This window comes from Cohnella faecalis (assembly GCF_003570905.1).
GTDB lineage: Bacteria > Bacillota > Bacilli > Paenibacillales > Paenibacillaceae > Cohnella > Cohnella faecalis.
In genome coordinates this window covers 1,426,358-1,445,975 of the sequence record NZ_QXJM01000039.1, presented here as the reverse complement: position 1 = coordinate 1,445,975, position 19,618 = coordinate 1,426,358, and the positions used below count along the sequence as shown (strand labels likewise).

The window sequence follows — 19,618 nt, the reverse complement described above, 5'->3', positions numbered from 1 at the left end:
GGCGAACGACAGAGCTTCGACTTCGTTGTAGATTGCTTTTGCGTTTCATGCCGTCATCTCACCCTCCATCGATCCCTTGCTCCATCGTCGTAGCCGCCTCGATAGTCCGAATTGTCGATCCACCAATTCATCGCTTCCAAATGATCGCCTACGATGAGCGGCTCGAGCGAACGGGTTCGTTCCCTTTTGACCCGCAACGGGTTCAGCTTTCCGACATTCACATGAATCGATCTGGCAACCTGAAGTCCCGCGCGGATCGCCATCGTCTGTGCAAGCGGAGGCACTGCCAGAGCGGCATACCCGATCGTCTGAAGCGTACGGCGGCTGATTGCGTGAGGCACGGCCGTCATCGATGCACCAGCCAAATCGGAACGGTTCAGCAACGAATTCAGCGCATGCTTGGCGAGAACGACCCCATGAACGACCGTCGTATCCACCGGCCCTGAATAGTCGTTGAGAGCGACATCCGTACCCGATTCGATCTGACGAACGAACGGCCTAAGCTTGACGGCGGGAATGACCATATCCGCATCGATAAACAGCAAAATGTCGCCCTGAGCTTCCCGGGCGCCCATCGAACGGCCTACATCGTGACCAAGCGGCTTGTCGTAGGCAATGACTTTGGCTCCGCTTCTTCTGGCGATTTCCGCCGAGCCGTCCGTCGATCCGTTGGCAACGACGATAACTTCCGTGCGCGGATGTACGCGGAACGCTTCCTGGACCACTCTGCGAATCGTTCTGCGCTCGTTCATGACGGGTACGATAACGGACACTGATGGCGACGGACGGCTAATAACAGCTTCCGTCGTTTCCTCCAAACCGGTATTCGACTTGGGTAATGCCGCTTTTTTTGCCCGAATGCGCTTCTTGGCAAATTTCCCCCGACCGGCTGCCGGGGAGCGGCCCCGACGATTGACGGTCTTTTTGGCCATTGTATCTCCTCCTAAGGCTCGGGCACCGGTTTACATGACATTGTATGTGTAAGGTGTCCCTGCGCAACGGCATATGTACAGGTTGGATTCGCGATTGCTATCCATGAGGTTCCAAAAGAAAAGAGACCTTTCCGCTAGGTAATCCCCATTGGAAAAGCCTCGTTTTCGATTGGTACATCGCTACCGTTACGCTTTTTGCCCGATGGCTACCCATTGGATGAAGCCAACCGGTTCGGGTCCCAGACGTGTCCGTACAATTTCGATGACGGCTTCGTTCTCGCGTTTTACTCGGAGAAAGCAGCTGCAAGAAGGGTGATCGGACATCGCCACGATGACATAAGAATCGTGCGAGAACGGTTCGTCGAACGTTACCGTCAGCTCGGTGGACTCGGATGTGCCATGAAACATGAACGGTTTGGCTCCGAATGCAATCGAGACTCCTGACTGCTGGGCGGCAACCGGCAGGAACGAGAGATGTGCCGGAGCTACGCTGCCTTGCGCCAGCTTCGTCGAATCGACGCTTCCGTCAGCGAGGTGGGCTGTCGTCACGCTTCCTTCCGCGATCGAGGTTGGGGCAGGGCTTTGAATTAGAGAAGGCAATACAACCGGTGCCCGATCCAGCATTTCCTTTACTTCGTCGGACAGCTTGCTCAGATCGACGCTTCCGTCGGCCAAGTGTTGGTTCTGAATCGCGCCTTCGCCCAGATGGGACGAAACGATGCTTCGAACCGCAATTTTATCCGCATTTACCGCGCCGGGGGCGAGATGCTCTAGCCCGACGCTATTCTCCGTCAGCTTCGAGCCGGTGATGCTGCGGTCGGCCAACTGACGAACGCCCACCGATTCCGATGCCAGCTTATCGCCGGTTACGGAACCTTCCGCCAGCTTAGCAGCAGTAACGGCGCCTTCGGCCAGCTTCGCCTCCGTCACGGAACTTTCCGTAAGCTTCGCTTCCGTAACCGAATCGTCGACGATTCTCTCCGTCGCGATTGGAGCCTCCGCATAGCTAATACGTTCTTGCAGCGCTTCGTCCAGCTTCGAGATGCCGACGCTGCCGCTCGCCAGCTTCGATTCGGTCACCGAGCCTTCCGCTAGCTTCGCTTCTGTTACCGAGCTATCGGCCAGCTTTGCCTCCTTCACGGAACCTTCCGCAAGCTTTGCTTCCGTAACGGAATCGTCTGTGAGTCTCTCCGTTGTGATCGGAGCCACTGCGCAGTTAATCTGTTCTTGCAGCGCTTCGTCCAGCTTCGAGATGCCGACGCTGCCGCTCGCCAGCTTCGATTCGGTCACCGAGCCTTCCGCTAGCTTCGCTTCTGTCACCGAGCTATCGGCCAGCTTCGTCTCCGTCACGGAACCTTCCGCTAGCTTTTCTTCCGTAACGGAATTGTTGGCGAGTCTCTCTGTCGTGATCGGTGCCACTGCATAGTTAATCTGTTCTTGCAGCGCTTCGTCCAGCTTCGAGATGCCGACGCTGCCGCTCGCCAGCTTCGATTCGGTCACCGAGCCTTCCGCTAGCTTCGCTTCTGTCACCGAGCTATCGGCCAGCTTTGCCTCCTTCACGGAACCTTCCGCAAGTTTTGCTTCCGTAACGGAATCGTCGGCGAGTCTCTCCGTTGTGATCGGAGCCATCGCGTAGCTAATTCGTACTTGCAGCGCTTCGTCCAGCTTCGAAATTCCGACGCTGCCGCTTGCCAGCTTTGCCTCGGTTACCGAGCCTTCGACCAGCTTCGCTTCCGTCACCGAGCCATCGGCTAGCTTCGTCTCCGTAACGGAACCTTCCGCTAGCTTTTCTTCTGTAACGGAACCATTGATGAGTCTCTCCGTCGCGATTGGAGCTACTGCGTAGCTAATCCGTTCTTTCAGCGCTTCGTCCAGCTTCAAGATTCCGACGCTGCCGCTTGCCAGCTTTGCTTCGGTTACCGAGCCTTCTGCTAGCTTCGCTTCCGTTACCGAGCCATCGGCTAGCTTCGTCTCCGTCACGGAACCTTCCGCTAGCTTTTCTTCCGTCACGGAACCATCGATGAGTCTCTCTGTCGCGATTGGAGCTACTGCATAGTTAATCTGTTCTTGCAGCGCTTCGTCCAGCTTCGAGATCCCAACGCTGCCGCTTGCCAGCTTCGTCTCGGTTACCGCGCCTTCCGCCAGCTTCGCTTCCGTCACCGAGCCATAGGCTAGCTTCGTCTCCGTCACGGAATCTTCCGCTAGCTTTTCTTCCGTCACGGAACCATCGATGAGTCTCTCCGACGCGATTGGAGCTACTGCGTAGCTAACTCGTTCTTGCAGCGCTTCGTCCAGCTTCAAGATTCCGACGCTGCCGCTTGCCAGCTTTGCTTCGGTTACCGAGCCTTCTGCTAGCTTCGCTTCCGTTACCGAGCCATCGGCTAGCTTCGTCTCCGTAACGGAACCTTCCGCTAGCTTTTCTTCCGTCACGGAACCATCGATGAGTCTCTCTGTCGCGATTGGAGCTACTGCGTAGCTAATCCGTTCTTGCAGCACTTCGTCCAGCTTCAAGATTCCGACGCTGCCGCTTGCCAGCTTTGCTTCGGTTACCGAGCCTTCTGCTAGCTTCGCTTCCGTTACCGAGCCATCGGCTAGCTTTGTCTCCGTAACGGAACCTTCCGCTAGCTTTTCTTCCGTCACGGAACCATCGATGAGTCTCTCTGTCGCGATTGGAGCTACTGCATAGTTAATCTGTTCTTGCAGCGCTTCGTCCAGCTTCGAGATCCCAACGCTGCCGCTTGCCAGCTTCGTCTCGGTTACCGCGCCTTCCGCCAGCTTCGCTTCCGTCACCGAGCCATAGGCTAGCTTCGTCTCCGTCACGGAATCTTCCGCTAGCTTTTCTTCCGTCACGGAACCATCGATGAGTCTCTCCGACGCGATTGGAGCTACTGCGTAGCTAACTCGTTCTTGCAGCGCTTCGTCCAGCTTCGAAACCCCAACGCTGCCGCTTGCCAGCTTCGTCTCGGTTACCGCGCCTTCTGCCAGCTTCGCTTCTGTCACCAAGCCATCGGCTAGCTTCGTCTCCGTCACGGAACCTTCCGCAAGCTTTTCTTCCGTAACGGAACCATCGATGAGTCTCTCCGTCGCGATTGGAGCCACTGCGTAGCTAAACCGCTCTTGCAGTACTTCGTCCAGCTTCGAAACCCCAACGCTGCCGCTTGCCAGCTTCGTCTCGGTTACCGCGCCTTCCGCCAGCTTCGCTTCCGTCACCGAGCCACCGGCCAGCTTCGACTCTGATACGGAGCCTCCCGCCAGCTTCGCTTCTGTCACCAAGCCATCGGCTAGCTTCGTCTCTGTCACGGAACCTTCCGCAAGCTTTTCTTCGGTAACAGAGCCATCAACGAGTCTCTCCGTCGCAATTGGAGCCGCTGCGTAGCTAATCCGCTCTTGCAGAGCTTCGTCCAGCTTCGTCTCGGTTACCGCACCTTCCGCTAACTTCGCTTCCGTCACCGAGCCATCGGCTAGCTTCGTCTCCGTCACGGAACCTTCCGCAAGCTTTTCTTCCGTAACGGAACCATCGACGAGTCTCTCCGTCGCGATTGGAGCCACTGCGTAGCTAATCCGTTCTTGCAGAGCTTCGTCCAGCTTCGAGATTCCGACGCTGCCGCTCGCTAGCTTCGTCCCGATTACCGATCCGTAAGCTAGCTTCGACCCGGTAACCGAGCCATCCACGAGCTTCGATTCCGACACCGCTCCATCGGCCAGCTTCGCTTCCGTCACGGAATCGTCGACGAGTCTACCCGTTGTAATGGGAGTCACTGCAAAGCTAATCTGTTCCCGCAAAGTCTCATCCAGCTTAGAACCCCCGACACTGCCGCTCGCAAGCTTAGCGCCGGTTATCGATCCGTCGGCCAGCTTCTTCACGGTCACCGAGCCTTCCGTCAGCTTCGCTTCCGTTATCGAACCGTCTGCCAGCTTCGCTTCCGTCACGGAGCCTTCCCCAAGCTTCGCTTCCGTTACCGCGCCATTCGCCAGCTTCGCTTCCGTGATCGACGCGTTCCGGATATGAATGCCGGCAACCGCACTTGGCTCCAGCAGCTCGGAGTCGATTCTTCGCTCGGCCATTTTGACCATTTCGTACAGGGAATTGTCCAGATGAGTGAAGCCTATCGCGCCTTTGCGAAGGTGGGCGGCTTGCACCGCCTCCGGCTTAAGATGCTCGCTTCCGATCGCTTCCGGCTGCACATGTTTTTCTCCGACTGCTTTCGTTTGCAAATGACCGGCTCCTACAATATCGCCGACCATATGCTCCGCTCTAAAAATACCGGCTTGCAAGTGGCGAGCTCCCACAGCGCCGTCGGCCAAATGCCGGCTTTCCACGGCCAAAGCCTGCAAATGCCCGGCATTCACGCTATCCTCGGCCAGCTTAGACGAATGAACGGCTTCGTCGGCGAGATGACGCTCCTCGACGCTTTGCTCCGCCAGGACATCGCCCTTGACGCTTCCTTCTCCGAGATGAAGAGTCTTTACGGCCTGCGGCAGCAGATGTCTTGAACCGACCGCGCCTTCTCCGAGAGACCGTCCGGTCACCGCGCGATCCGAGAGCGCGAGCGGCTCCACCGCTCCGGCCGCCAGCTTCGACGCCGTTACGCTCGCGTTCGCCAGCTTGGGAGCCGTAACCGACTGATCTCCCAGCTTGTCGGTCGATACGCATTCGGGAGAAAGCTTCAAGGAGGTAATCAAATGGTCCGTTAAATGATGAGAGTAAATCGAACGGGCGCCAAGCTGGCGCTCGCCAACCGCTCCGGGCGCTATGGCGCGGTCGGTTACGGAATCCGACTGAAGCGACAGGAAGCCTACCGAGTCGTCTGCCAGATGTCCTGATTCGACCGAACCGCGAGCCAAATGTCCGCCATTGACCGAGCTTGGCGCCAACTTGGAGCCCAAGACGCTTCCATCCGCCAGCTCCGCCGCGCCAACGGCTCCCTTTGCGATATGATCGCTTCCTACGACGCCGAACGCGACTTGCTTGGACCCGATCAAGCCATCCGTCAAGTGATTGCGCTCGATCGATCTGGCAGCCACATGACGGCCATTCACTGCGTCGGCGCTCAAATGGCGGGATTGCACGGAATTGTCCGCCAGTACCTCCGCCGTGACGCCGCCTCTCGCCAGATGGCGATTGCGCACCGCTTCATCCGCCAGCTTATCGGCGCTGACGCTTTGATCCGCGATTTTGGAAGAGGTGACGGCGTGATCGCCGAGCTTCATCGTCATGACGGACTGGTCGGCCAGCTTTGCCGTCGTCACGCTCTGATCCAGAATATGACGAGCTTCAACGGAGTTTGCCGCGAGCTGCTCGCTTCGAACCGCCCCTTCGGCCAAGTGGTCGGATTGTACCGTCCCGTAAGCCAGCTTGCTTCCTTCGACGGATAGGTCGGCCAACTCCCGGGTTCCGACGGCTCCCTCGCCGAGGTGCTCCGCCGACACGGCCTCCGGGGCCAAATGCTTTCCCTGTACGATGCCAACGGCCACATGATCGGCCAATACGAGCCCCTCCGCCAGATGCTTGGACTCGACCGCGCCCCGGGCAATCTTATCCGTCGTGACCGCGTTATCGCGAAGCTTCAAGGAAGTGACGGCTCCGTCGGCCAGCTTGGAGGTTACGATCGACTCGTTAGCCACGTTTTCGCTTCGCACGCCGCCGCTTTTTATTTTGCCGGATGTAATCGACTGATCCTGAATAAGCTCCGAAGTAATCGACGACAAGCTCAGATGCTTCGGCAGAATAGAGCCGTCCGCAAGCTTATCCGAGCTGATCGTCTTGTCCGCGAGCTTCTCGGAAGACACGCTGCCGTCCCTCAGCTTCTCGCCGGTAATGGAGCGGTCGCGGATTTTTTGGCCCGATATCGCATTTTTCGCCAGATGCTCCCCGATGATCGATTCCGAGGCTATCTTCGAGGTCGTAATCGAGCCGTCCGCGAGCTTGATAGCCGTCACCGCGAAATCCGCTAGCGCGGATGCGGTAACCGAGCCTGCCGCCAGATGAGCCGCCAGAATCGCGAAAGGAGCGAGCTTATCGCTCGTAATCGCTTCGCCTGCGATGTCGTCCGTGAAGACGACAGGCGAGGCGCCCGTCGGCATGCGGTTATCCTCCAGCCGATTCCGGCGTTCGACTGAATCCGAAGACGGTGTGATCACAGCGTCGGACAATACTGTTTCGCGAGCGATCTCGGCACCCGGATGATCCGTAGAGTGTCTGGTTTCCTCCGGTCCGGCGGCGAAAGCGACAGCGACGATTTCATCCGCTTCGCGAGGCGTTGACACGAACTCCCCCTGAACGGGTTGATCGAAATCCAGCTCCGGCACCATGTCGTCCGCCTCGTGCTTCGTGCTGATTTTCGTTGATTTGCCGGTCGGCTGCGGAGCGGCAACCGCCGGAGCGGCCGAATGAACGGCGAGCGGCTTCGGAATCGATTTTTTTATGTCATCCAGCCAATTCAGCTCGAGCCTGTTCGGGTTATCGACGTAATAAAGCGGCCGGCGTTTTCCGGAACGCTGTTGCGGATTTTTCCGTTTCATGTCCCTCTCCTTTCCATTGTTCGAAATCTGAACTATCATATGCATTCACCTATAGGCACGTCACGAGGATGGGCGAATCTTCGGGTGGCCGAGCTTCCGTTTTCAGTTGGGGCGCGATTCGTTATAATGGGGAGAAGCCGGAAGCTTGTCCGAAAAAAAGGAGAGAAACAAACGTGGAAGATCAGCTCCAGGAATTTTGCGAGGAATCTTGTTTTGCATCCGAAGAGGAGCTGGGAGAAGTCAAAAAGGCCATGATCGATTCGGCTGCCGCCGACCAATTGGCCGAATTGTTCAAAGCTCTGGGCGATCCGACCCGCGTCAAGCTGATCGGCGCTCTGCTTCACAAAGAGCTGTGCGTTCACGATTTGACCGTCCTGCTCGATATGAACCAGTCGGCCGTCTCCCACCAGCTCCGTTATTTGCGCAACCTGCGGATGGTCAAACGGAGAAAAAGCGGGAAATCCGTCTTCTACTCTCTTGACGATTCCCACATCGAACAAATTTTCGTTCAGACGCTGCAGCATTTGCGGCATGAATAATAGCGCCGTTACCGGTCGTGCATGCCTTCCTTGGCCAATTCGATCCATCGGTCCGACGTGCGCTGCCATGTAAAAAGCCGCTCGACCCGCTCTCTTCCGCATTTTCCCATCTTTATCCGCAGCTCTTCGTCCTTCAATAGACCGTCTACTTTGTCCGCGAGCTGCTTTCGTATTTCCTCTTTTCGCGCGCTGATCAAAAAGCCCGTTTCTCCGTCCGCCACGACTTCCTTGATCCCTCCGGCCGCCGTGGCGACGACCGGAAGGCGGGAAGCCATCGCTTCGACGTTGACAAGCCCGAACGCTTCTTTCCCTACGGAAGGGACGACCGCAACGTCGGCCTTCTCATACCAGCGATGAATTTGATCGTGAGGCGCATAAGGCTCGAAATGAACATGCTTTTCCCATGGGCGAGCCATCCGCTTCAGCTTCTCGACATAGGCGCTGCCGCGCTTTGAACCGTACCGGGCGCCGCCGACGATGACGACGAGAACGTCCGGATGCTCGCGAACAATATCCTTCATCGCTCCCAGCAGGTGATGAACCCCTTTCTGGGGAACGAGCCTTCCGACGTAGAGCACCACCTTGCGGTTGTTCCAACGACCCTTCCTTAAATCGCTTGACCTCTGCTCGTCATCCTCCGGTTCACTCCGCTCCGAGAAGCGCTCAAGGTCGACGCCGAGATGATTGACTCGAATGCGAGCCGCCGTCCGAGGAACCAACCCCGAAATTACATCCTTTAAAAAATGGCTGTTCACGACGATTCTGTCGGCGGAGGACAAACAGCGACTTCTCGCCTCCGCGGACAGATAGGGCCGCGATATAAAAGTCGTCGAATGCAAATTTAGCCAGATCCGGCTGTCGGGAAAAAGCCTCTTCAGCTTCGGAACCCATAGCGGACGATTTTCCACTTGAATGATATGAGGGCGGAACGCCCTCAAGCGACGGCATACCCGGCGAAAATAGGCCGATTTGCTCGCAGCCGGAAATCTCTCGCACCGAACGCCCCTCCACCGTTCTTGCTTGGGCAATCGACGCGCGGTGCGTCCGTATATTCGCGCGTCGACCCTAGGCACAAGCAGCGGAACGACTTTTTCCACGACCCTCTCCACCGAGCCTCCCATTGCGGAAGGCACCGCATAGGCCCCCGGAGTTACGAAAGCGACTTTCAACATGGCTCGTTCCCTCTCCCCCCGCATAGGTTCACGTTACAGCTTACGCATTCGCGAGGAGCAACGACTAGACTCCCATCAGGCGTTCGATCAGGAACAAAGAGCATCTCTGTCAAACGACATTTCGTTGTTCAAATATGTCGCACCGAACGCCGCATTGGAGATCCTGGGCCTTACCCAACTAACTAGAAAAAGACAAATGGGCTATCATTGGTAGCTCATTTGTTGCAAAATAGTACTATTGCGTGTTACAGCGAGATTGAAATCCGCTTGGAGGAAAACAAATGAAAAATATTTACACTAACATCATATTAACCGCTATGTTGCTTTGCTTAATCATCATTGCAATTAAAGATAAAAATAACATCACGTTGGAGCCAAATCCTGTTCCGGAAGTTGTCGTAAACAGCAGTAGCGAATTTGTTCAAATTGCACCAACAGTAATTGGAATAAAAGATAATGGCACGCATACGGGGATTCAAGGTCAACTTCTTATTTTTGAATTAAAGGGGGATTCAAAAACTTTTACATTTAGAGGCACTCTTAATTACGAGGACTATATGAATCATCCAGAAAAATACGGAATCCCAATTAAGAAGTGATTATTTATTGCACTAATGCAATCAAAGTTCTTTTGATTCCACTAAACCAAACATTTGTTTGTGTTTATAAATTTTCCTGAGCCAAGGGAGAGCTATAAAAGCCTTTAACTTTCTCTAATGCGTTATACCCATCAGGCGTTCGCCCCATCTATTGCACTTTAAGGGACGATGTGTCACACTAGTCGTTGACTATGACACGAAAAGGAGTGGCCGGACGAATGAATCGCCCGCTGCTGCGCTTGATGACGGAATTGTCTTCGCGCAAATTCATATCCCGCTTGGCGGGGACTATCGCCAAATCGTCGTTAAGCAGACGATGGATTCCCCGCTTTGCGGCCTTGTATAAGATCCCGGTGGAAGAAGCCGAGAAACGGTTGGAAGAATACGGCTCGTTGAACGAATTTTTCACGCGGCGCCTGAAGCCCGGCAGACGGCCGATCGACGATTCCTCGGAGGCGATCGTAAGTCCCGTCGACGCTTTGATTACCGCTTGCGGCACAATCGAAGACGGCATGCTCCTCCAGATCAAAGGGCAGGACTACACGCTGGACGAACTGCTGAACGGTTCTCCTCGCACTTCCCAATACCGTCACGGTTACTTTTGGGTGCTCTACCTGAGTCCTACCGACTATCATCGGATCCATTCGCCTTGCGAAGGCGATGTGGTCGAATCCGAACATATTCCGGGACGCGTTTACCCCGTGAACGACTTCGGCTTAAAGCACATGAAGCGCGTCCTGTCGCGCAACGAGCGGCTAGTCACGTACATACGCCATGCTATCGGCGAAGTCGCAGTGGTTAAAGTCGGCGCATTGAACGTAAGCAGCATTCGCTACGTCGAGCCTCTTCCGAAGCATCTGGAGCGGGGCGGCGAGCTTGCGTATTTCGAATTCGGCTCAACGGTCGTCCTGCTGACGGAAGACGGAACTCTCGACCCCCGCACGAACCTGCAAGTCGGAGACAAGGTGCGCATGGGCGAACGGCTCGGCACACTGACGGAAAAAGAGTAGTCTGCTTAATGGATATAAAAGGAAGATTCCAAAGAAAACCGCGCCTCTTTCGCCCAATCCCGTCTGACGGGCCTGTTGATGACCTGCAATAGCTGCAGCTATTCATCCCGCAGAGCCGCGCCGCTCGGATTGAACTGCAGAAAGTACCGTTATTTTTTTCCATTTCGTTGCTGGACACCAAAAACGCCCAAAGTAAATGTACCTTTTACAGATATTATCGTTAGAGCGTCGATCTATCGTCCAAGTAAATGTATGTTTTGCAGTTCAACGTCGGGCTAGGCTGGAATTCCAAGAAAAAACGGCTTCTTCAACCTCTAGACGTCGAAGAAGCTTTGCGTAGGTATCCAATAGGTTTAAGAGGATGAATCTAATAAAGCCCGCCTCCGGCTTCTGGCCGAGGCGGGCTTTTGTCTATCGATGGCTGTCTACGAAGCTCTTTGCCCCGGCCGATCGTTAACGTCTGATCGAAGCCGTGCTTACGATTCCGTACCTGTGCAGCGTCTTTCGTCCGATCCAGCCGACCGCCCGGTCCGTAATAAAGCCCATCAAACCCAAGCTGATCAAGCCGACGAATATCCAGTCCGTTCGGAAAAACAGTCTGGAGTTCCAGATCAAAAAGCCGACCCCTTCGTTGGCCGCAATCATCTCGGCGCCGATGATAGCCATGTAGGAGGTTCCCATAGCCAGTCGGATACCGGTGAAGATGTACGGCGTCGTCGCGGGGATGACGACGTGGAGCAATATTTGCCACTCCGAAGCCCCCATGCTCCGCGCGGAACGAATCTTATCCTCTTCCACGGACAGCACGCCGGTCAACGTATTAATGATGACGATAAATAAGGTTGCGTACATAATGAGCGCGATCTTCGACTGCTCGCCAATGCCGAACCAGACGAGGAACAAGGTAATGAACGCAATAGGCGGAATGAATCGAATGAAATTCAGGAAGGGCTCGGCAAAGACGCGAATAGCGGACACCTTGCCAATAATTAGCCCGATTGGGATTGCCAGCAGACTGCCCAGCGCCCAGCCGGTAAAAACCCGATAAAAGCTTATGCCGATATACTGTACGAGCGAGCCGTCGCTCAGCAGCTCCTGCGCGCCCTTCCATGTTGCAACCGGACCTGGAATGATATCCGACCCATAAGTCCAAGCGCCCGCTTGCCAGACGATGAACGCGAACAGCCACAGCAGCGGGAGCGTTACCCATTTGTTCCGCAACAGATTCATGGATAACTCGCCCCTTCCAATTCGGCGTCGAAGTGCGACTGTATTCTCCGATTCAGCGCGAAAAATTCTCGTGAAGAAACGTCGCGCGGATAGTCCAGCGGCACGTCATAAATGTCCGAGATATGCGCGTCGGGACCCGAGGACATAACCGCGATTCTCTGTCCGAGCAGCAACGCTTCCTGGATGTCATGCGTTACGAAGATAACCGTCTTGCCGGTCTCTCGCCAAATTTGTCCAAGCTCCTTCTGCATCAGCCGCCGCGTCATCGCATCGAGCGCCCCGAACGGTTCGTCCATGAGCAGGATATCGGGGTCATTGGCTAGAACGCGGGCTAATTGCACCCGTTGCTTCATCCCCCCGGACAACTCGCGTGGCAGCTTATTCTCATGGCCGAACAAGCCTACCAGCTTAATGAATCGGTCGGAAATCTCCTTGCGCCGTTCCTTTGGCATTTTCTGCATCTTTAGGCCGAACTCGACGTTCTGGCGAACGGTCAACCAAGGAAACAACGATGAATCGGCCTGTTGGAAGACGACCGCCCGCTCCCGTCCGGGCTTTTCGATCTCTACGCTGCCTACGCGCAGATGCCCCCCGGACTTGGACACGAACCCGGCTATAATATTAAGCAGCGTCGACTTGCCGCAGCCGCTCGGTCCCAGAAGGACGAAAAACTCCCCGCCCTTGATGACCAAGTCGATGTCCTTGATGATATAGTGTACGGAACCGGCCTTGCCGGGCTTAAGCTCCGCATAGCTCTTGTTGAGCCGTTCGATCGTTATCGTTGTCGACGAGGCATCTGCTAGCGCCATGCGCCTTCCCTCCTTTATTGACCGTAAGTGACTCGCTCGGGAATCGCTTGTCGGACTCCGTCCAAAGCCAGCTTGCTCGTCAGCTCGAAATCTTCCTTGATAATGCCTGCGTCGACCATGTACTTCTTCTGGCTGGTCAGGCTGTCGAACGATTCCTGCTTGAAGCCGATCTCCCAGTTGTTCGTAGGGATATCGCGAATCGTCGCTTCTTTCGGCTGTTTCACTTCCTTGAACAAAATATCCGCCGTTTCGTTCGGATGAGCCGTAATGTACTTCGACGCTTCGTCCAAAGCGGCAAGGAAGTTCGCAATGCCTTGCGGGTGATCCTTGATCAAATCGTTCGGCGCTACGATGCCGCCGCCGATTCGCACCTTCGTCTTGGACATGTCCGTCAGCTCGCGGATGCCTTCAACGGCTTTGAATTTGTCCAGCAATGCCGAACCGACAACCCAAGTGGCGTCAATCTCGCCTTTTTTCAACGCGACATACGCTTCGTCGAACCCGCCCTGCCCGATCTGCTTCGTCTCTTCCAGAGCAATGCCATTCTCCGTCAAGTATGCGTCCCACAGATAGGGCAGGAACGTGCCTCGCAGCGTACTAAGCTTCTTGCCTTTGAGATCCTCCGCTTTCTGAATGTCGTCCCGCACGTACAGCTTCCATTGCGATGCCGCAATGTCCGTGTTCGTTCCGGTTGCCGCGATAATGGAATAGTCGCCCTTGCTTACCGCGTTAAGTACCGGGAAGTCCGCTCCCCAAGCGACGTCGACCTGTTTGATGAAGAGCGAATTAATCCCCTCGGCCGGCGTGGCGAACGTTACGATCTCCGCATCGATGCCGTATTTATCGAGGTAGCCTTTCGTCTTCGCAACACGGAGCACCGGATTGGATAAAATATCTGCGATTTTGATCTTGATCGGATCGGACTTGATTTCCTGCGTCTGCGCAGCGCCGGACTCGGCAGGCGCTGAAGGCGAAGCATTCGCAGCCTTATCGTTCTCCTTGCCGCAGGCGGACAACAGAACCGCCAGTGCCGTCATAATGGCGAGTATACCGTAAATGGAACGTTGCTTAACGATTTTCATAGTTTCTCCCTCTACTCTCCGTATTTAGTTGGAATCTGTTTGAGTCGGCGGCTTCTCGTCCGTACTGGCCACGCATAGCGCGCCTTCCTCGAAAGAGCGGGTATCCGCGACGGTCACGACCGAGCTCGCGCCTCTCCCCGCCGCTCCGGGACGCGATAATCGGCGACGTCAATCGGCACGATGGCCTCCTCCTGCGGTTTGGGAAGCTGCGGTACCCACTCGTACGGAACCCGATAAGCTCGATAGACCATATTCGAATTGCGCTTGTTTTTATAAGGGGATACATACTCCCATACCAATTCGTGCGACGAGGTCACTTCGAACACCCGGCCGTCCGCTCCTTCGGTAATGAGCGTATTGCCGTTAGGCAGCCGCTGCGCCGAGCTGATGTAAGGGCTATAGAAGCGATAGGAATCCAGAGGCGCCAAATATCCGGCTTCCGTCGGCGTATATTGCCATTCGATTTGCAACGTTACGGGATTGATCTCAAGCACGCGCGAATGGTCGCGCACAGCGTTCTTCTGTCCGAAAGGCGATGCGGGATTCGGCAAACCGTATCCGGCCCATCCGCCGTTGTCGAACACAAGCAAATTTCCTTCGCCGGGAAGCCCTTTGGGGATGATATGCGCGTGATGCTGACCAATGATCCAGTCGAGATGCTTGACCTCCGGCTTCGAGTAATCCGGGCCGAGCTGCCAGACGATCTTGCCTGTCTGACGATCGGTAATCGCAATAATATTCGATTCTCTGGCATCCCAGATGACGTTGTCGGGGTGAAATCTTTCATCGCCGGCGTCATAAAACTTGTTCGGACCGACCCAGGAAGCGGAGTTGATGTGCATCCAGTCTCCGCCCGTATCGTTGCCGAAGTGACGGCCGTTCGGGTCGCGGAAGAGCACGTTTCTCGCCGCTTCGTCGAAGCCAAGCTCTTCGAAATGATCGCTGACCGCCCATTCCCAGATGACGTTGCCTTCCCAGTCCACTTCGATAATGGTGTCGTCGAGCAGCAGCTTGTCCGAAATTTCGGGTTTCGTGACGTTCTTATGCGCGAGAATTAACGTACGTCCCCCGTTCGTCTTCGGCTCCTGTCCGGGAGCGTAATAACCGACCGGGTTGCCTTCGCGCTGATAATCGTGATGAGCGCGCGCCATCCATTCGGGTTCATATCCCGGGTCTTGGATAAGCTCATAACGGTTGAAGCGCCAGACGACGTTGCCGTCCCAATCGACCTGAACGAGATCGGCCTCATCCTGAAACCCGTATTTCGGATCTCGCTCCTTCGTGCTCCCCGTTACGAAGCCGCCCGGCAATATTTTGTTCGGAAAGCCCCGCAGTCCCTTCCACAGATGAACTTCCTTCCCGCTCATATCGATGAGCAGCGCGCCTACCTCTGCCGCTTGAAAAATGGTATAGCCGCTCCAGGCTTTCTCCGGCAGGTAGACGGTCGTTCCCGTCGGGTAAATCGTTGGATGTCCCATGCTGATCGCTCCTCTTCATCTCTATTTAATAGTTTAGAAACCGATTGGCCGACGGTTTAATTTGCGGTTCTTCGCGCTCTTCCGAACGCTCCGCGTTTTCTTTCGCAAGCTTCAAGATCGTCTCCGAAAAGCTCTCAAGGCTATCCGTTATTTGCTTGTACGCAGCCCTTTGCGAATCGAGCTCCTGCTCCGTAAAGCCTCCGAACAGGAGCGTAATCGATCGCTGACTAATATTTCGGTTGCGTGCCAACAAGCTGCGCCCTTTGTCCGTAATATCGAGCAGCACCGTTCTTCGATCCTCCGCCATTCGGCGTCGCGTCGCGAACCCTTTTTCCTCCAGCTTATCGCACAATGCGGTGATCGCTCCCGAGGTCAGATCAAGCTGTTCCGCCAGATCGCCCAGCTTCTGTTCTCCGTCTCGCACAATCTTGCTCAGCACGAGCATGCCGGGCAACGCCACCCCTTCAATCGCGATTTTGTCGCGTTCCTTAACGAACTTTCTGACCATTCGGCGAAAAAGCCAGTCGATCTCTTCAAGTCGTGACCACTCGTTGTCCACCATACGCTCCTTTCCTTCTTGGCGCCCGACCCCTTAATCGACAAAAAAGACCCCAACTTCCTCCCCTATCAGGAGTGCGTTGCGGCCTTTGGCGGTCCAATCGGCATATGAAATTATTTTAACGCTCATTTAATGAGCGTTGTAATACTGTGAGCTAATATTAAATCCATAATTCACATATGTCAAGTCGGAATTAAAAAAGCAATCCTAGCTTGGCCCAAAACCGGAATCAGTGCTTGACCCATGATGATGTTGGCTGGAGCGCGTAAGAGTGGAAGGCCGTTTTGTACGATTTTTCATACAAGGAACGGTCTTTTTTCAGGCGATGACAGGTGTTTTATATGAAAGATCGTACAACTTTTCGCTTTTTTGGATGCCATCCACGATTTTTGTGTGATTTTTCGTACAACATGCATCGAGTGGAGCAGATTTGGGGGCAACTTGTGTGAAAAATAGTACAAATCACGCCAAGCACTGATTTTGAGGTAGAGCCCCTAGCTTTATGAGAATAAAAAAAGAGGACTCCTGTTACGTACAGGAATCACCCTTTTGCCGGCTGCTTGGCAACCTTCTTAACTTAACTGGGGGGCCTGGCTATCCCTTCGGCCCCCTTAACGGATTTCCGAAGGACTCTTTCCCGTATATTGCTTGAACTGGCGGCTGAAGAAAAAGATGTCCCTGTAGCCGAGCGCGTCCGCCACTTCCGTCACGTTCATGCCCGCATGGATGAGCAGGTGGTGTGCGCGGTCGATACGGCTGCGGATCAGGAAGGTTTGCACCGACATTCCGATCAGCTCCTTGAACTTGATCGAAAAATACCTGGACGACAGCCCGGCGCGCGCAGCCAAATCGTCCACCCTGTGCGGAACTCCCGGATGCTGCTGAATATAGTTGGCGATCTCGTGGATGCTCTCGGTCAATTGGTTGCTCGCCTTTTTTTCCACCGGCTCTTCTCGGTCGTGACGAAGCAGGTGAATGACGAGCTGCTTCAGAATCAGCCTCGCCTCTTCCTCTGCCGCGAAGGTGCGCACGAGAAACAGCCGGACATACCGCGCCAGCAGCTGCTCGAAATCGAACGTATCGCCGAGCGCCCGATATGGCTCCGGCACCATGGAGACCGGCTCCGCGATGTCGAAATGAATGTAAGTAAGCACTAGCGGCTTTTGAGGATTGTGAGTGGCGCTCGTATGGTCTCCCGGACGAAACAAAAAGCAGCTGCCCTTGCCCACTGCATAGGGCACATCGTTCAGAATGACCTCTCCTTCTCCGCTCCAAACGTAAAACAAGTCGTAGTTAGCTAACGGCTTTTCCCGTTTTTGCCATTTCCATCCCGGTTCGCAGACGATTTTCGCAAACGCGGGCTTCAGCAAGAAAGCCGAAGGCGACGCTTCCAGCATCCGTTATCCCTCCCGAATCGTTTCCGCCGCTTCTCGCATGACGGAGATTCCTTCCTCGATCTCTCTCTCTTCCAGATGAGAGAAGCCGAACAGCGCCGCTGGAGCTCCTGCGGTCGAAGAGCTTCCGCTATGGGCATCATAGCCCGTTCCGTCCTTCCATGCAACACCTCTTAAGCGGCATTCCCTCTTGAACTCGCCGTAACTCTCCGAATCTCTGAGCCAAATCGCGTACAAATGAAGGCCCGCATCGGAAGGCGCGATTCGGAACAGTCCCGGAAGATCGGCTTCCAGCCGTTGGCGGAGCATGCTTTCCAGCCGCCCGTACGAACGCCTCAGCCTCTTCATGTAACGGTCGTAGCCTCCATCGGCCATCCAGTCGGCCAAAGCCTCCTGCTCGGCAACTCCAACCGGATAAGGATCGTACAGCTTCTTGGCCGCGAGCATCGGTTCCCGCAGCTGCTTCGGCACGACGGCGTAACCGATCCGCACCTCCCTGCGCATCGAACGGGAGAACGTTCCGATATAGACGACTCTCTCTTCCGTGTCCAGAGCTTTGAGCGGCTCAACGGGACGGCCGCCCCACCGAAAATCGCTGTCAAAGTCGTCTTCCACGATCCATGCGCCGCGCCGGGACGCCCAGGACAGCAGCGAAAGTCTGCGATCGTAGGTTAGGACGGCGCCCGTCGGAAACTGCCGCGTCGGGGTGACGAACAACAGGTCCGCGTCCCAATCCTCAGGAACAATGCCGCATTCGTCGACGTTCCCTTCCACGCACCGCGCTCCCGACATTCTCACGGCTCGCCGGATGCCCGAATAGCCCGGATTTTCTACGACAGCGTTCGTGCCTTCTTCGAGAAGAATTTGGCTCACAAGGGCAATCGCCTGCATGGAGCCGCTAGTTAGCACGATATCACCGGGATCGCACGTTATGCCCCGTTCGCGCCTTAACCGGTCCGCGATGGAGCGGCGCAGCCCCATGCTCCCGGCCGGATCGGAGGAACCGTCCTCCCCGCTCGCGCCGAGCTTCTTCCACCGCGCGGCCGTTACCGCTCGCCATTCCGCCCAAGGGAACCACCGCGAGCCGATGCCTTGGGGAACGAACGACACGCGAATGTCGGCACTCCCAGCCTCGTTCGCACCCCGTTCGGTCAGTCGTTCCTCCTCGTACATAGCCGCAATTCGTTTCCCCCACGACGACAAGCGCGGAGCGGCCGGCGCCGCTCTATCTCCGTCTTCGCAACGGTTATTGTCCGGGCGCTTCGTGCCCGGGCTGCCCGCCACGAACGTACCTTGTCCGATTCCCGCGCGCAAGTAGCCTCCCGAAGCCAGCATATCGTAAGCCAAGCTGACGCTGCCACGCGACAAACCGTATTCGGCAGCGAACGTCCGGGTCGACGGCAGCCGTTCGCCGGGAGCGAGCGTTCCGTCGGCGATAGCTTCGCGGATCGCTTCATACAAAGCGACATGCTTAATGCCGAATCGGGCCAGCTGTCCCGAGTAATCAATCGGAAGCAAAGCGCCTCCCCCTTATGTAACCGTCTAATTGGACCAGTCATTTTAATGTAAATTGGATCTTTTCGCCTGTCAATGAAAGGATTACACTCGATTTCAATACCAATACGGATGGGGGCGCGAACATGCGCAGACAAGAGTTCGAAGTATCGGAGAAAGCGGAATGCGAAGCTTTTCTGAGAGAGAAAAATGACGGGGTGCTGACGTTCATCGGAGGAGAAGACGGATGGCCGAGGGCGGTGCCTCTCAATTACGTTTATTTGGACGACGCGGTCTATTTTCACGGAAGCAAGCAGGGGGAAAAAATGAACGGACTCGCCGCCGATCCCCGCGCGGAATTCGTCGCTTACGAGGCGCACGCGTTCATTCCCTCCCATTTTTCCGATCCTTATCTGGCTTGCCCGGCAACCGTCTTTTTCCGCTCGGTTCGCATTCGCGGAACCGTCGAGCAGGTCGAGGATGCGGCGGAGAAAGCGGCGGCTCTCGGCGCGCTGATGGCCAACATGCAGCCGGAAGGCGGACATGCCCCGATCGACGCGGCAGACCCCAAATATACGTCTTCCTTGCGCGGCGTATCCGTCCTGCGGCTGGACGCGGCGAAAATGACCGGCAAATTCAAATTCGGCCAAAACCTTAGCGCCAAACGGCGGGAGCAAGTGCTGCACGGCTTGGCGAATCGCGATCGTCCGGGAGATGCGGACACCGCGAACAGAGTGCGGGAGCATGCGCCGGAAATCGATCGGAGCACCTGATCGCTCCCATTTGCAAAATTCCTCT

The 19,618-nt window shown here is 55.7% G+C and carries 13 protein-coding genes and 1 pseudogene; 4 read left to right on the top strand and 10 right to left on the bottom strand.

What is annotated here, in order from left to right:
* Window positions 1-53: 53 nt before the first annotated feature.
* Window positions 54-932, bottom strand: a complete 879-nt coding sequence (locus tag D3H35_RS19765) for a glycosyltransferase family 2 protein (protein ID WP_119150891.1) — start codon at window positions 930-932, stop codon at window positions 54-56.
* A gap of 186 nt (window positions 933-1,118) precedes the next feature.
* Complete coding sequence (locus D3H35_RS19760) at window positions 1,119-7,454, bottom strand: WIAG-tail domain (protein ID WP_158594200.1); 6,336 nt, start codon at window positions 7,452-7,454, stop codon at window positions 1,119-1,121.
* Window positions 7,455-7,684: 230 nt separating this feature from the next.
* On the opposite strand from D3H35_RS19760, the gene D3H35_RS19755 reads away from it, so the two are divergent.
* The gene (locus D3H35_RS19755; protein ID WP_378125605.1) at window positions 7,685-7,993 is read left to right on the top strand and encodes an ArsR/SmtB family transcription factor; all 309 of its coding nucleotides are present in this window, start codon (window positions 7,685-7,687) and stop codon (window positions 7,991-7,993) included.
* Between the two features lie 8 nt (window positions 7,994-8,001).
* On the opposite strand, the gene D3H35_RS19750 is transcribed toward D3H35_RS19755, so the two are convergent.
* Window positions 8,002-9,165, bottom strand: coding sequence for a glycosyltransferase family 4 protein (locus D3H35_RS19750; RefSeq protein WP_233568010.1), 1,164 nt, complete (start codon window positions 9,163-9,165; stop codon window positions 8,002-8,004).
* A 281-nt stretch (window positions 9,166-9,446) separates the two neighbouring features.
* Between D3H35_RS19750 and D3H35_RS19745 the strand changes: the two genes are divergently transcribed.
* Both D3H35_RS19745 and asd read left to right on the top strand, forming a co-directional pair.
* Window positions 9,447-9,764 carry a hypothetical protein gene (locus D3H35_RS19745; protein WP_119150887.1) on the top strand — a complete coding sequence of 106 codons (318 nt, stop codon included), beginning with the start codon at window positions 9,447-9,449 and terminating at the stop codon, window positions 9,762-9,764.
* 218 nt (window positions 9,765-9,982) lie between these two features.
* Complete coding sequence (gene asd, locus D3H35_RS19740) at window positions 9,983-10,774, top strand: archaetidylserine decarboxylase (RefSeq protein ID WP_119150886.1); 792 nt, start codon at window positions 9,983-9,985, stop codon at window positions 10,772-10,774.
* A gap of 453 nt (window positions 10,775-11,227) precedes the next feature.
* Here asd and D3H35_RS19735 read toward each other — a convergent pair whose 3' ends face one another.
* The 7 genes and pseudogenes from D3H35_RS19735 to pdxR form a co-directional block, all read right to left on the bottom strand.
* Entirely contained in the window at window positions 11,228-12,004 is a 777-nt protein-coding gene (locus D3H35_RS19735; RefSeq protein WP_119150885.1) for an ABC transporter permease, read from the bottom strand.
* Window positions 12,001-12,813, bottom strand: coding sequence for an ABC transporter ATP-binding protein (locus tag D3H35_RS19730; RefSeq protein ID WP_119150884.1), 813 nt, complete (start codon window positions 12,811-12,813; stop codon window positions 12,001-12,003). The genes D3H35_RS19735 and D3H35_RS19730 overlap by 4 nt, the downstream gene beginning before the upstream one ends.
* Window positions 12,814-12,827: 14 nt before the next feature.
* A complete protein-coding gene (locus D3H35_RS19725) occupies window positions 12,828-13,895 on the bottom strand; it encodes an ABC transporter substrate-binding protein (protein ID WP_119150883.1) in 1,068 nt (355 codons plus the stop codon).
* 24 nt (window positions 13,896-13,919) lie between these two features.
* A pseudogene (locus D3H35_RS19720) lies at window positions 13,920-15,373 on the bottom strand (aryl-sulfate sulfotransferase).
* A 25-nt stretch (window positions 15,374-15,398) separates the two neighbouring features.
* Complete coding sequence (locus tag D3H35_RS19715; protein WP_119150882.1) at window positions 15,399-15,935, bottom strand: MarR family winged helix-turn-helix transcriptional regulator; 537 nt, start codon at window positions 15,933-15,935, stop codon at window positions 15,399-15,401.
* Window positions 15,936-16,543: 608 nt separating this feature from the next.
* Window positions 16,544-17,329, bottom strand: a complete 786-nt coding sequence (locus D3H35_RS19710) for a helix-turn-helix domain-containing protein (protein ID WP_119150881.1) — start codon at window positions 17,327-17,329, stop codon at window positions 16,544-16,546.
* Between the two features lie 3 nt (window positions 17,330-17,332).
* Window positions 17,333-18,844, bottom strand: coding sequence for a MocR-like pyridoxine biosynthesis transcription factor PdxR (gene pdxR, locus D3H35_RS19705; RefSeq protein WP_119150880.1), 1,512 nt, complete (start codon window positions 18,842-18,844; stop codon window positions 17,333-17,335).
* 122 nt (window positions 18,845-18,966) lie between these two features.
* On the opposite strand from pdxR, the gene D3H35_RS19700 reads away from it, so the two are divergent.
* Window positions 18,967-19,593 carry a pyridoxamine 5'-phosphate oxidase family protein gene (locus D3H35_RS19700; protein WP_119148086.1) on the top strand — a complete coding sequence of 209 codons (627 nt, stop codon included), beginning with the start codon at window positions 18,967-18,969 and terminating at the stop codon, window positions 19,591-19,593.
* Window positions 19,594-19,618: the final 25 nt, after the last annotated feature.